12 protein-coding genes are annotated in these 13,826 nt (G+C 62.2%); 5 read left to right on the forward strand and 7 right to left on the reverse strand.

The window, feature by feature from the left end; genetic code table 11:
• Positions 1-412, reverse strand: a 412-nt coding sequence (locus HX793_RS28915) for a ribonucleotide-diphosphate reductase subunit beta (protein WP_176463014.1), incomplete at its 3' end; no start/stop codon positions are given.
• Positions 413-712: 300 nt separating this feature from the next.
• Between HX793_RS28915 and fae the strand changes: the two genes are divergently transcribed.
• From fae to HX793_RS28935, 4 genes are all read left to right on the forward strand, one after another.
• Positions 713-1,225 (forward strand): formaldehyde-activating enzyme, encoded by a 513-nt coding sequence (gene fae, locus HX793_RS28920; RefSeq protein WP_033899609.1) that lies wholly within the window; start codon positions 713-715, stop codon positions 1,223-1,225.
• Positions 1,226-1,235: 10 nt separating this feature from the next.
• Complete coding sequence (locus tag HX793_RS28925) at positions 1,236-2,270, forward strand: aldo/keto reductase (RefSeq protein ID WP_177053954.1); 1,035 nt, start codon at positions 1,236-1,238, stop codon at positions 2,268-2,270.
• Entirely contained in the window at positions 2,267-3,700 is a 1,434-nt protein-coding gene (locus HX793_RS28930; RefSeq protein ID WP_177097479.1) for an NAD-dependent succinate-semialdehyde dehydrogenase, read from the forward strand. The genes HX793_RS28925 and HX793_RS28930 overlap by 4 nt, the downstream gene beginning before the upstream one ends.
• A 73-nt stretch (positions 3,701-3,773) precedes the next feature.
• Complete coding sequence (locus HX793_RS28935) at positions 3,774-5,150, forward strand: MFS transporter (protein ID WP_095015994.1); 1,377 nt, start codon at positions 3,774-3,776, stop codon at positions 5,148-5,150.
• Here HX793_RS28935 and HX793_RS28940 read toward each other — a convergent pair.
• The 6 genes from HX793_RS28940 to HX793_RS28965 all read right to left on the reverse strand — a co-directional run bounded on the left by HX793_RS28940 (position 5,097) and on the right by HX793_RS28965 (position 12,480).
• The gene (locus HX793_RS28940; RefSeq protein WP_177097477.1) at positions 5,097-5,972 is read right to left on the reverse strand and encodes a LysR substrate-binding domain-containing protein; all 876 of its coding nucleotides are present in this window, start codon (positions 5,970-5,972) and stop codon (positions 5,097-5,099) included. The genes HX793_RS28935 and HX793_RS28940 overlap by 54 nt on opposite strands.
• A gap of 133 nt (positions 5,973-6,105) precedes the next feature.
• Positions 6,106-7,275 carry a hypothetical protein gene (locus tag HX793_RS28945; RefSeq protein WP_177097475.1) on the reverse strand — a complete coding sequence of 390 codons (1,170 nt, stop codon included), beginning with the start codon at positions 7,273-7,275 and terminating at the stop codon, positions 6,106-6,108.
• A gap of 84 nt (positions 7,276-7,359) precedes the next feature.
• Positions 7,360-9,000, reverse strand: a complete 1,641-nt coding sequence (locus HX793_RS28950; RefSeq protein WP_016975653.1) for a dipeptide ABC transporter ATP-binding protein — start codon at positions 8,998-9,000, stop codon at positions 7,360-7,362.
• 2 nt (positions 9,001-9,002) lie between these two features.
• Positions 9,003-9,839: an ABC transporter permease gene (locus HX793_RS28955; RefSeq protein ID WP_177053957.1), complete on the reverse strand. Its 837-nt coding sequence runs from the start codon at positions 9,837-9,839 to the stop codon at positions 9,003-9,005.
• Positions 9,836-10,789: an ABC transporter permease gene (locus HX793_RS28960; RefSeq protein ID WP_025999686.1), complete on the reverse strand. Its 954-nt coding sequence runs from the start codon at positions 10,787-10,789 to the stop codon at positions 9,836-9,838. The genes HX793_RS28955 and HX793_RS28960 overlap by 4 nt, the downstream gene beginning before the upstream one ends.
• A 47-nt stretch (positions 10,790-10,836) precedes the next feature.
• Positions 10,837-12,480 (reverse strand): ABC transporter substrate-binding protein, encoded by a 1,644-nt coding sequence (locus HX793_RS28965; RefSeq protein ID WP_177097473.1) that lies wholly within the window; start codon positions 12,478-12,480, stop codon positions 10,837-10,839.
• Between the two features lie 235 nt (positions 12,481-12,715).
• On the opposite strand from HX793_RS28965, the gene HX793_RS28970 reads away from it, so the two are divergent.
• Positions 12,716-13,645, forward strand: coding sequence for a LysR substrate-binding domain-containing protein (locus tag HX793_RS28970; protein WP_095016000.1), 930 nt, complete (start codon positions 12,716-12,718; stop codon positions 13,643-13,645).
• Positions 13,646-13,826 lie beyond the last annotated feature (181 nt).

Below are 13,826 nucleotides of genomic sequence, written 5' to 3' on the forward strand. Positions count from 1 at the left end.
GGCCTTCGGGGTTTTTCCACAGGGCGATGTCGGCGGTCATGTTGACCTCTTGCGGCATCCAGTGGTTGGCGCAGCCGTCGAGGTACTTCTGCCAGGCCCAGTCGTACTTGAACGGCACGAGTTGGTTGAGGTCGGCGCGGCAGTTGATCATGCGTTTTTCGTCAACGGCGACGCGGGCGGCGGAGCCTTCCAGCTCGGCGAGGCCTTCGGCGACGTCGAGTTTGTCGAGGGCGGCCTTGGCGCGGATGATCGCGGCGGAGTCGTTGGCAGTCACGTTACGGGCTTCCAGCGCAGCCGCGGCGCCGGCACCGTCGAGACGGTCCATGTTGGCTTCGCTGGCATGGCCAGCGTTGGCGCCCTTGATCACCGCTGCACCGGTGTCTTCGTTGTCGACTTCATCCCAACTCAGCATGGAAATGCTCCTTCCTGGTATTCGAAAAATAAGTGTTTTTGCAGGCTTCAAGGCATTGAAATACTGCGCATAGTGTGGTCGGCAAATACCGATACTGCACACTATGTAGTGGTCTGTTTTGTTTGTGGGCACACTATATGGTGTGTAACAACGATGGTCAACGCACAAGACGACCGTCGATGTCGCAGGGCTATGAGCAAAACTCACAGCCCCATGACTTTTAATGGTTACGGCCGCTTTCATCCCCAGTGCTAAAAATTCGCCAACCAGCTCCCCATAACAACAACGAGCGTTTGCGCAATGAAAACACTGGATCTCTACATCGGCGAAGGTTTCGAAGGCCCGGGCGTCAACGCGGCCCACATCAACATCCTGATCGGCCCACGCAACGGCCCGGCGGGCCAGGCGTTCGCCAATAGCCTCGCGTCACCAAGCCAGGGGCATTGCCCGTTCATGGTGATTGCCCAGCCGAATATCCCGGTCAAGCCCATGACCCTGTACGTCAACAAGGCTGAAATCAGCAGCGATTTGCACGGCAACGCCACCTGGGGCGCGTCCCAGGCCGGTATCGCCAAGGCGGTGCTGGAAGCCCTGCTCGACGGCACTTTGCCGCCGGAAGCCGAAGACGAGTGGGCCATCGTCACCGCCAACTGGGTCAACCCAGGCTGCGATGACCTGGATGCCGTCTACCTGAACAACTACAACGCCTGCCGCACCGCGATCCGCGCCGCCCTGACCGGCACGCCGTTTACCGCGCAGTTGGCCGACGTGGTCAACCACATCAGCAACCCTTTCTACACGCCAAAGGCCTGAGGAGAATCCCATGCAATACACTCGATTGGGCAACTCCGGCCTGCAAGTCTCGCGCCTGTGCCTGGGCACCATGAACATGGGCACCCCGGACTGGAAACCGTGGATCTTCGACGAAAAGCAAAGTGAGCCCATCGTCGCCCACGCCCTGGCCAATGGCGTCAACTTCATCGACCTGGCCGACTTCTATTCCGCCGGCGTCGGCGAGGAAGTGGTGGGGCGCATCCTCAAGCGCGTAGCGCGGCGTGACGAGATCGTCGTCACCACCAAGGTCGGCTACGGCACCCGCAGCGGCATCAACGCCAGCGGCCATTCGCGCAAGCACATCATGGACAGCATTGATGCCTCCCTGAGTCGCCTGGGCATGGATTACGTTGATGTGTTCATGCTGCATTACTTCGACGTGAACACTCCGGTCGAAGAAACCATGAACGCATTGAACGACATCGTGCGCTCCGGCAAGGCCCGCTACATCGGCGTGTCGACCATGCTCACAGGACAGCTCGCAAAAATTCTCATGGCCTGCGAGCGCAATGGCTGGGTCAAGCCGATCAATATGCAACTGCAACTGAACTGCGCCTACCGCGAAGAAGAGCGCGAGATGATTCCGTTCTGCCGCGACCAGGGCCTGGGCGTCTCGGTGTTCAGCCCGCTGGCCCGTGGCTTGCTCACCGGTGAAGTGCAGTCGACCCGCAACCAGACCGACTTCTTCACCCAGCAGATGTACAGCGACCAGGCGTCGTTCGACATCGCCCACTCGGTACAACGCGTGGCCCGCGCCCGTGGCGTGTCCAACGCGCAGATCGCCCAGGCCTGGGTCGCCAACCATCCCGGCGTCGACGTGATGTTGGTGGGCGCCGACACCACCGAGCAGTTCGATAGCGCACTGGCCGCCTTGGACACCCAATTGGATGCCGAGGAATTGCATGAGCTGGAACGCAATTACACCCCGTGCGATGTGATCAACGACTACACCGCCGGCAAGCGCATCCTGCGTGAGGCCCGCCCGGGCCTGGACCGTTTCAATCTGATCGAGGCCGTGGCATGAACCCGCTGATCCGCAAGGGCAACTACATCGACGGCCAATGGTCCAGCGGTGGGCCGACCTACCCGGTGCTCAACCCGGCCAATGGCGCGCTGATCGCTGATGTACAGCGCGCCGCCGGCGAAGAAACCAACCTGGCCATCGACGCCGCCAACCGCGCCTTGCCGGCCTGGCGCAAGCTCACCGCCAAGGAACGCAGCCAGCGCCTAAAGCGCTGGAGCGAGCTGATGCTGAGCAATCAGAAGGACCTGGCGCAACTGCTCAGCCTGGAGCAGGGCAAACCCCTGGCCGAAGCCATGGGCGAAGTGGTCTACGCCGCGAGCTTTCTGGAGTGGTTTGGTGAAGAAGCCAAGCGCGCTTATGGCGATGTGATCCCGAGCCACAAGGCGGATGCGCGCATCATCGTGGTCAAGGAAGCCATCGGTGTGGTCGCGGCGATCACGCCGTGGAACTTCCCCCTGGCCATGGTCACCCGCAAGGTCGGCCCGGCGCTGGCGGCGGGGTGCACGATGATCCTCAAGCCTTCGGAAGAAACCCCGCTGTCGGCGTTTGCCCTGGCGGTGCTGGCCGAGCAGGCGGGGATTCCGGCGGGTGTGTTCAACATTGTCTCCGGCGATGCGGTGGCGATTGGTGGTGCACTGCAAGCCTCCAGTGTGGTGCGCAAGCTGTCGTTCACCGGTTCCACCCGCACCGGCAAGCTGCTGATGCGCCAGGCGGCGGACACCCTGAAAAAGGTCTCCCTGGAACTGGGCGGCAACGCGCCGTTCATTGTGTTCGACGATGCCGACCTGGACGCTGCCGTCAAAGGTGCCATGGCCTCCAAGTTCCGCAACACCGGGCAGACCTGCGTGTGCGTCAACCGCTTCTTCATCCAGGACGGCGTGTACGACGCCTTCACCCGCAAACTGGCCGAAGCTGTCAGCGCCATGCGCGTCGGCAGTGCCTTGGACGGCGAAACGGAGCAGGGCCCGTTGATCAACGCCGCCGCGTTGGCCAAGGTCGAAGCCCATGTCGGTGATGCCCTGGAGAAGGGCGCCACGCTGTTGTGCGGCGGCCGTCGCCATGCACTGGGCGGCACCTTCTTTGAACCGACCATCCTCACCGAAGCCCACGGCGACATGTTGATCGCCCAGGAAGAAACCTTCGGCCCGGTAGCCGCGTGTTTCCGCTTCAAGGACGAAGCCGAAGTGCTACAACGCGCCAATGACACGCCGTTCGGCTTGTCCGCCTACTTCTACAGCCGCGACATCGGCCGCGTGTGGCGCATGGCCGAAGGCCTGGAAGCCGGCATAGTGGGGATCAACGAAGGAATCATCTCCACCGAAGTCGCGCCATTCGGCGGCATCAAGGAATCGGGCCTGGGCCGTGAAGGTTCCAAGTACGGGCTGGAGGATTACCTGGAGATCAAATACCTGTTGATGGGGGGGCTCTAACCTCAGCTGCAAACCGGTGCCTGCGAGGGCACCGGCTGTTACTCCGTCAAGAACAACAATATGGAGAACACCCATGACCGCTCAACCCGTCAAAATCGACGACCTGCCGATCGGCCGCTTCCACCTGAAAATCGCCGGCCTGACGTTCGGCGCGCATTTCACCGACGGCTACATCCTCGGCCTGATCGGTATCGCCTTCACCCTGCTCAGTCCACAGATGCAACTCGATGCGTTCTGGCAAGGCTTGATCGGCGCTTCCGCCCTGATCGGCCTGTTCCTGGGCAGCCTGTTCTTCGGCTGGATCTCCGACACCCTCGGTCGGCAGAAAATCTTCCTGGTCAGCTTTGTGCTGATCACCGTGGCCTCGGTGATGCAGTTCTATGCCGAGACCGCCATGGGCTTGTTACTGTGCCGCATCCTGATTGGCATTGGCCTGGGCGGTGACTTTAGTGTGGGCCACGCCATGCTCGCGGAGTTTTCGCCGAAGAAGCATCGCGGCGTGTTGCTTGGCTCGTTCAGCGTGATCTGGACCTTCGGTTACGTGGCGGCGACCTTTGTCGGCACTGCGATGCTCAGCCTGGGCGACGATGCCTGGCGCTGGATGCTGGCGTCGTCGGCTATCCCGGCCGGCTTGATCCTGATTGCGCGTATCGGCACGCCGGAGTCTCCGCGCTGGCTGGTCAACCGTGGACGCATTGCCGAAGCCCGTGCCATCGTCAAGAAACACCTGGGCGAGCATGTGGTGCTGGACGAAGAACCGTCCGCGCAAACCCGCTCCGGCTACGGCGTGCTGTTCAGTCGCGAATACCGCAAGCGCACCGCGTTCAACTGCCTGTTCTTTGTGTGCATCGTGATGCCGTACTTTGCGATCTACACCTTTTTGCCGTCGATCCTGCAAAAGATGGGCTTGTCCCAGGGCTTCGGCACCGAGCTGCTGCTTAATCTGCTGCTGATTATCGGTGCGTTGATCGGCATCTGGTGCACGGTGAAGTTTTCGCGCCGGGGCTTCTTGATCAACTCGTTCATCATCCTGGCCGCAGCGTTGTTCTTGCTCGCGGTGTTGCCGGGCAGCCTGGCGTGGTTGATGGTGCTGACCTTCGGCGTGTTTACGCTGGTGCTGTCGGCGGTGAGCAACTTGGTCGGCGTGTTCCCGGCAGAAAGCTTTCCCACCGAAGTGCGCGCCAGCGGCATTGGCTTGGCTACGGCTGTGAGTCGCTTGGGCTCGGCCATCAGCACCTTCCTGCTGCCCGTGAGCGTGGCCGGGATTGGCTTGAGCCCGACCATGGGCATTCTTGCGGCGATCCTGGTGTTCGGCGCGCTCATTTCCTGGGCCTGGGCCCCGGAAACCAAGGCGCTGACCCTGAGCCAGGCGTGCAAGGCCGAGGCACCGCCGGTGTCAGGGGTTGCTGACCTGGCCCAGCCACTGCGTAAACAACCGCACCTTGGATAAACCCTGTTTGTCCGTCGCCACATCCAGCCAATAGCCATAAGGGCCGATCACTTCCACGGGGGTGATCGGCAACAGGCTGCCGTTGGCCAGCTCGCGTTCGATCATCTGCCGGTCGATCACTGCCAGACCACCGCCTGCCAGGGCGGTATGGATCACCTGGTCCAGGGTGCTGAATTCCAGACCCTGGTCGGCATCAACGTCTTCCCGGCCCATGGCCGCCAGCCAGTTTTCCCAGACCTTCAAGCGTTTGCCGTCGTGCAGGATATGCAGCAGCGGAAATCGTCGTAGGTCCGGCGGTTGGCCGTCGCTGAACAATTCCGGGCTGGCAACCGCGATATGCCGCTCCATCACCAGCAGCTCACTGCTGCAATGCGCTGCCGGTTCCAGGCCGAAACGGATCTGGCAGTCGATTTCCGCGAGGTTGTCGTGAGTCGCCTGGTGGGTGACGCTGAGGTTGATATCCGGATAACGTTCGCAGAAGCGCCGCAGATGCGCGGATAACCAGCGGGTGGCCCAGGTCGGCGGTGCGACGATGCGCAGGCGCTGGCGCAGGTTGGGCACGCGTACCGCTTGCAAGGCGCGTTCGATATGGTCGAAGGCGTCGCTCAAGTGCGGCGAGAGGGCAAAACCGGCTTCCGTCAGGGACAAGCCGTGGGGCGTGCGGATAAAGAGGGCAACGCCAAGGTAGTCCTCCAGTTGCTTGATCTGGCGGCTGACTGCGCCCTGGGTGACGTTGAGGCCCACGGCGGCCTGGCTGAAGCTGCGGTGGCGGGCGACTTCTTCGAAGACGCGGAGCATGTTGAGGGCGGGGAGGTGGCGCATGGTCCGAGTTCCACACATTGTTTTTATGGTGTTTGTGCTGGCTTCTTCGCGGGCAAGCCCGCTCCCACAGGGGAATGCATTCAAACTGTGGGAGCGGGCTTGCCCGCGAAAGCGTCAGAACTGACGACGCCTATTAGAAGTAATACCCAATGTTCATGTACAGCTGATTTTCCCACTGATTGCTACCCCCAGCCCCCAGGCTCTGGGTATAGCTGCTGCCACCAATGTAGGGGTCATTCTTGCCGATCAACCACTCCGTCGCGATCCACAACTTGCTGAACGAAAACGACGTGCCGAGGATCACCCGCTGCGAGGTCTTGAATTCATCGGCGGATTTATCGAAGGCGCTGTAGTTGGCATACAGCTTCACGCCGCTGACCTGATCCCACAGGTACTTGCCGCCCACGTCATAACTCAGGTCCGCCACATACAGGTTGCCGCGACTGGCCACGTTGAAGGTGCCGTCATAACCGCCCAGGGTCACCACTTCGTCGGTGCCGGCGTTGCGCGGCGACATCTGCTGGCGCGCCGCCTGCAATTGCAGGCCCCACGGGCCGTTCTTGCCCAGGTAGTGGATGGCCACGGCATTGCGTCGACCATCATTACCGGTGTCTTTGTTTTCCAGGGTGGAGGTGAGGCCGGACAGGCCGACTTCGGATTTCCAGTCGCCCAGGTCCAGGGCCTTGGCCACGCGCAGCACCACGGTGTTGCGTTCCTGGTTGTCGCTGCCGTCGGCCACATAGCTGTCGGCGCCGGACACCACACTGGAATAGGTCACGCCCTTGCTGGTGCCCTTGCCTTGCCACGCCGGACGCAGGTAGTAGCCGGCCTGAATGTTCCAGTCGCCGGTCTGTTGCACGTATTTGGCGCCGACCTGCTGCACGTCTTCCAGGCCGATCACGTTGCCCAGGGTTTCGTAGAAGGTGCTGCCGAAGTAGGGCTGCAAGCCGAATGGCACGGTGTTCAGGCCCACTTGCACTTGTTGCTCGGGGTTGAACTTGTAGCCGACCCAGGCGAACTTGGCGAACTGAATGTCGCCGTAGTTTTTGGTGTACTGGTAGGGGTACGACCGCCCGTAGAAACGGTACTGCGCCTCGCCGATCCAGCTGTCGGAGTTGTATTTGGCGCTGAGGAACACGGTGTCCAGGCCGAACTTCTGGATGTCGCGGTCCGGGTCATAGTCCCAGCGCGCGCGGATGGCGCCGCCGAGGTCGAGGTTGTCGGTGACCTGCACGGCCATGGCTGGCGCGGCGAGGGCGCCGAGCACAGGGATGAGGGTGAAGTAGTGCATCGTTGGTCGCATGGTTTTACTCTCGTTTTTAGTTTTTTTGGGCAACAGCAGCCCGTTGCCGCAGCGAACGCTGCGACGCAGGGAAAAGGGTTCAGCTCAGTGAGCCGTGGGGCGGATCAGCCGCAAGGGCGGTCCGGCGACGGGCAGTTCGGACGCGCCCGGCGCAGCGGCCAGCAGCGCCTGGGTGTAACTGTTCTGCGGGCGCAACAGCACCTGTTCGGCGGTGCCGTACTCCACTACTTCACCCTGGCGCATCACGGCGATGTGGTCGCTGATCTGCGCGGCCACCCGCAGGTCATGGGTGATAAACAGGATGCTCAGGTTCAGCTGCTTCTGCAGGTCGGCCAGCAATTCCAGCACCTGTTTCTGCACCGACACATCCAGCGCCGACACGCTTTCATCGGCGATCAGCACTTGCGGGCGCATCGCCAGGGCACGGGCGATGCCGATGCGTTGGCGCTGGCCGCCGGAAAACTGCCGGGGTTTGCGCTGCAATGCATCACGCTTGAGGCCGACCTGTTCCAGCAAGTCCCCGGCCTCAGCCCAGGCGTCCTTGGCCGATAACCCACGCAATTGCGCGGCGCGAGCGATGATGTCGCCGACACGGTGGCGCGGATTCAACGAACCGTAGGGGTCCTGGAAAATCATCTGGATACGCCGCCGATTAGCCGCCAACGCCGAGCCGTTCAAGGCCAGGAAATCGGTATCGCCCACCCACACATGCCCGCTGTCGCTGTCCACCAGACGAATCGCGGCTTTGACCAGGGTGCTTTTGCCCGAGCCGGACTCGCCGACAATCGCCAGGGTCTTGCCCCGTGGCAGGTTCAGCGACACATCGCGCAGCGCCGCCACCGAGCTGCCGCCGACGGTGTAGGTCTTGGTCAGGTGCTCGATGCGCAGGGCCATTTCGCCGTCGGCACTCGGCGCATGCAGCTCCGGGTGCAGCGCCGGCACGGCTGCGATCAGTTTGCGTGTGTAGGCGTGGGCCGGTGCGTTCAGCACCTGGTCACGCTCTCCGATCTCCACCAGGCGGCCGCCTTCCATCACGGCAATGCGGTCGGCGATTTGCGCCACCACACCAAAGTCATGGGTGATGAACAGAATGCCGTGTTGCCCCCGCCCGCGCAGGTCGCGCACCAGCTTCAGCACCTGGGCCTGGGTGGTCACGTCAAGGGCGGTGGTGGGCTCGTCGGCGATCAGCAAATCAGGGTTCATCGCCAAGGCCATGGCGATCACTACGCGCTGGCATTGGCCGCCGGAAAGCTGATGGGGAAAGCTGTTGGCAATGCGCGGCGGGTCCGGCAGTTGGGTGGACTCCAGCAGCGCAAGCATGCGTTCACGGCGCTCGGCGGCGGGCATCTGCGGGGCGTGGATGTCGAAGATTTCTTCGACTTGCTTGCCGATGCGAATCGCCGGGTTCAGCGCCGCCATGGGTTCCTGGAAGATCATCGCGATGCGGTTGCCACGCAGGGCGCGCAGGCGGGGCTCATCGAGGGTGCAAATGTCATCGCCGAGAAAATCGATCACGCCGCCGGCATGTCGCAATCCCTTGGCGTAGTCGCCCATGATCGCCGCCGACAGCACGGATTTGCCCGAGCCCGACTCACCGATCACGCAGAGGATTTCGCCTTTGCGCACTTCCAGGCTGATGCCCTGCACGGCGTGGCTACGGTCGGCGCCCTTGGGCAGTTCGACGCTGAGGTTGTCGACCCGCAATACGGTTTGCTGGCTGTTCATGCTCAACTCCTTGCGCCTTGCTGCGCGTGTTCATCCAGCCCGTCGGCGAGCAGGCTCAGGCCCAGCATCAGGGTGGAGATGGCGATACACGGGAAGATCACCAGGTGCGGGAAGGAAATGGCCATGGCGCGGCCGTCGTTGATCATGCCGCCCCAGTCCGGGGTGGGCGGTGGCAGGCCTAGGCCGAGGAAGCCCAGGGCACCGATCATGATCGCGGTGTAGCCGATGCGTAGGCAGAAGTCGACGATCAGCGGCCCGCCGCAGTTGGGCAGGATTTCCACCAGCATGATGCGCAGCGAGCCTTCGCCCTGGGTAATGGCGCTGAGCACGTAGTCGCGCGAGCGGATGTCGATGGTCAACGCACGCATGATGCGGAAGATCGCCGGGGCGCTGGTAAAGGTCACCGCAATCAGGATATTCAGCGCCGACGCGCCGAGGGCGATGATGATCACGATGTACAGCACCAACACCGGGAACGACAGCACGGTGTCGGCCACGTATGAGAGCGCCGCATCCACCCAGCCGTTGAAGTAACCGGCGCACAGGCCCATGGCGATGCCCACGGCAAACGCGGTCAGCGTGGCGAGGATCGACCAGAACAGCACGGTGCGCGTGCCCCAGATCAGGCGCGAAAGGATGTCGCGGCCGATCATGTCGGTGCCGAGCAAAAAGCGTGCGCCGTCATCGCCAGCAGTCATCGGTGTGAGCAACGGCGTGAAGTTTTCCAGCGGATCATGGGGCGCCAGCCACGGCGCGCACAGGGCGATCAGCACCCAGCCGCCGACCAGTAGCAGGCCGAGCAGGGCCAGGGGATGCTTGAAGGCGTTGAGCAGGTTCATTGGCGGCCTCCGCCGAGACTGTGCAGGGTGATGCGCGGGTTGAGCCAGGTGTAGGCCAGGTCCGAGAAGATCTTGCTGATACCCACCACCACGCCGCTGATCATCGCGCAGGCTTCGATCAGGTAGACGTCATGGTTGAGCGACGCGGTGTACAGCAGCGAGCCGAAGCCCTTGTAGGCGAAAAACACCTCCACCACGATGACGTTCGACAGCAGCCACGGGATGTACAGCATGATCACCGTGACCGGCGCGATCAGCACGTTGCGTAACGCGTGGCGCAGCACAATGCGCGTAGTGGATGCACCTTTGAGCCGTGCGGTGCGGATATACGGCGCTTGCATCACTTCCACCATCGACGCGCGGGTGATACGCGCCAGATAGCCGATGCCGAACAGGCACAGCACCATCAGCGGCAGCACCAGTTCCACGGCGCTGAAGCCATCACTCATGCTGCTCACGCCGGGCAGCCAGTTGAGCCAGAACACGAAGATTGCCGAGACGAACACCGCACTGGCGAAGTCCGGGATCGAGGTGGTGACGATCGACAGGAAGGACACCAGCCGGTCGATGAAAGAGCCCTGGCGAATTCCCGCCAGGATGCCCAGGGTCAACGCTACCGGCACCATGACCAACAAGGCCAGCCCGGCCAGGGTCAGGGTTTGCCACAGGTTGGGCAGCAGCAGTTTGAGCACCGGCTCGCGAAAGTACACCGAGGTGCCCCAGTCGCCGGTCACGAAGTCCTTGAGCCACACCAGGTAGCGCCACACGAAGGGTTGGTTGTAGCCGTGTTCCAGCAGCCACGCCGCGCGCTGGTCGGCGGCGGAGTAGGGGCCGAGGACGTTGATTGCCACGTCCTCGATGTTCAACTCCAGGGCCAGGAACACAATCAGCGACACCGACAGCAGCGTCGCCAACAGCATCAGCAGTTTGCGCAATAGAAAATGAGCCATCAGGTGCATGCTCCGACGGGGAATGGGAGGTGTGTTGCGCCAGTGATTCAGGCACTCAGCCAGACATTGCCCATGGGGTAGAAGTCGGAAGGGTGCACCTGGAAGCCCTGCACCTTTTTGCTCACGGCGGTGAACTTGTCGCCCCAGAACGGCTGCACGATTACGCAGGCGTCCTGCAGGATCTGCTCGACGCTCTGCATGGCCACCGCGCGTTGTTTCGGGTCGATGATGCCCATGGCCTTGTCCAGCGCCGCGTCGAAGGCCGGGTCGCTGTAGTGGCTTTCGTTCCAGGCGCCACCGCCACGGTAGGCCAATTCCAGGGACATCACGCCGAGCGGGCGATGGGCCCAGTAGGTCAAGCTGAACGCGGCCTTGTCCCAGATCGGCCAGTACTGGGCGGCCGGCACCACTTTGAGGTTGATGCGGATCCCGGCTTCCCGGCAGTTCTGTTGCAGGATCTGCGCGCAGTCCTGTTCATAACGGCCTTGGGTATTGCCGACGATCAGGTCGATGTCCAGGCCATTGGCAAAGCCTGCTTGGGCCAGCAGTTTCTTCGCGGCGGCCACATCACGTTCACGCTTGGGCAGCGGGAAATACTCGGGGTGGGAAGGGGCCACATGATGGTCTTCGCCCAGCGTGCCCATGCCGCGATAGGCGACCTTGAGCATCTGCGCATTGTCGGCGCAGAGCACTACGGCCTTGCGCACGCGCACATCGGTGAAGGGCTTCTGGTCACAGGCCATGCGCATCACCACGGTCTGCGCGGATTTGCAGCTGAGCAATTGCGCGCCCGGCAGGCGCTTGGCCAGGTCCAGCTCGGCCACGGTGACGCGGTACAGCACGTCGACTTGGCCGGCTTGCAGGGCGGCGAGGTGGGTGGACACGTCGGTGCCCATATCGATGTAGCGCAGCTCGTCGAGGTTGGCCGGTTTGCCCCAATAGTCGGCGCGCTTGGCGAACGTCGCCTGCTTGTTCACGGCAAACGACACCAGCTTGAACGGCCCGGTGGCCAGCGGGTTTTTCGCCCAGTCATCTCCGACCTTGAAGCTGCGATGCACCAGGGCGCAGGTGAAGGCGTTGAGCATTTCCGGGATCGCCAGGATCGGCCGCTTGAGCTGCAGGCGGAACTGGTAGTCGCTGACTTTTTCGAAGGCCTTGATGTCCTGGAACGCGGTGCGGTTGACCGACTTGGAGTCGGCGGCGATCCAGCGCTGGATATTGTGCTGCACGTCGTCGACGTTAAAGCTGTCACCGTTGCTCCACTTCACGTCCTGGCGCAGGTTGAAGGTCCAGGTGGTGAGGTCCTCGGAAGGGCTCCAGCTCTCGGCCAGGTAGGGGTGGGTAATGTTATCGGCGTCGACCCAGGTCAGGTATTCCAGGGAGTTGCGCAGCAGGTTCGAGGCTTCGATCCAGGTGATCAGCATCGGGTCCTGGATTTCCTGGATGGCGCAGGCAAACCGCAGGCTGCCGCCTTGGCGGGCGGGTGTGCCGTCGGCAGCCCGGGCGTCGTTGCCCAGCAAGGCTGAACCGATGAAGGTGGAAGCACTGGCGGCAGTGATGCCGAGCAGGGCGGCGGTGCGCAGGAATTGGCGGCGGTTGATCTCGCCGCGCTGTACTTGATTGCACAGTGCGTCGACAGCAGGGTGCGGCGCGTTACCGTCCAGGGTCGCTAGAACGTTGGAGTCGGACATGGGGCTGCTCTCATGTTGTTTTTATTAGAGATGCCCGCAGTTTTGTCATCCACGCAAAGATCGACAAACGATAAATTCAGCCGTTAAACGTTCGTTAAATGCATGTTAGTTGGCGTGATCAGGGTGAGACGTCGAGATAGACGCCTTGGTTGATACAAAAAATCATGTTGGCTAGGAAATCTCCTACGGCTCGTGGGATGCTTGGCACCTTGCCAGTCGTATTCGAGTGCTCGCCATGAAACGCAAAATGCCCGGTCTCAATGCCCTCAAAGCTTTCGAAGTGGCCGGCAGTACCGGCAGTTTTACTCGGGCGGCGCAGCTGTTGAACGTGACCCAGAGCGCGGTCAGCCGCCAGGTCCGGCAGTTGGAAGAGCAATTGGGCGAGCACCTGCTGGAGCGGCGTCACCACCATCTGGAACTGACCAGCGCCGGACGCGTATTGCTGCGTGCGCTGCACCAATCGTTCGACAAGATCGAGCTGACGGTGCGCAGTATCCAGCAGAAAACCCACTCCAACCGCCTGCACATCAACGCACCGCCGACCTTCACCAGTCGTTGGTTGATGCCGCGTCTGGGGCGCCTGCGGGAAGCCCATCCCGAGCTGGAGCTGAGCATCACCACCTGTTTGCAGGACAGCCTGGCGCAGACCAGCACCCTTGATTGTGCGATTCGCTTTGGTAACGGCGAGTGGGATGGGTTGGACAGTTCGTTGTTGGTTCAGGAGCGGCACATTGCAGTGTGCGCGCCGTCGCTGTATGCCCGTGAATGCAGTGATGGGGTGGACCTTAATCGCATGACGTTGTTGCATGTGTTGGCCAGTGAGGATCAGCGGTATCTCACGTGGAAACATTGGTTGGATGCGGCGCGGATCCATGGGGTGGATACCCAGGGTGGGTATGAGTTCGATCTGTTGGATCTGGCTATTCGGGCGGCTACGGACGGGTTGGGGATTACCATTGCTGACTGGCATATGGTGGCGGCGGAGCTGGCGTCCGGGCAGTTGACCCAGGTGTTGAATGTGCATGTGGAGGGGCACCAGTCGTATTGGCTGGTGACGCGGCCGGAGCAGACGGATATGCCGCAGTTGCAGGTGTTTGGGCAGTGGTTGCAGGAGGAGATCTGGTTGGCGCAGCGGCAGTTGGAGCCTTCGACTGCGGCTGTTTGAGGGGGGGGGGGGTGATTGGGTGCATATCCGTTATTTGGGTGATGGCGGGGATTGGTTCCGCCCTTACGGCGGCTCACTTTTGAAAAGCGCAAAAGTAAGCAAAACGCTCTTGCCCCAACACTCGGCACCTCGCCTAGGCTCGGTGTGCCCGTCATCCGACACTGATTTAGGGGGCAGCCGC

It is taken from the genome of Pseudomonas reactans, assembly GCF_013387025.1.
In the GTDB taxonomy this organism is placed as follows: domain Bacteria; phylum Pseudomonadota; class Gammaproteobacteria; order Pseudomonadales; family Pseudomonadaceae; genus Aquipseudomonas; species Aquipseudomonas reactans.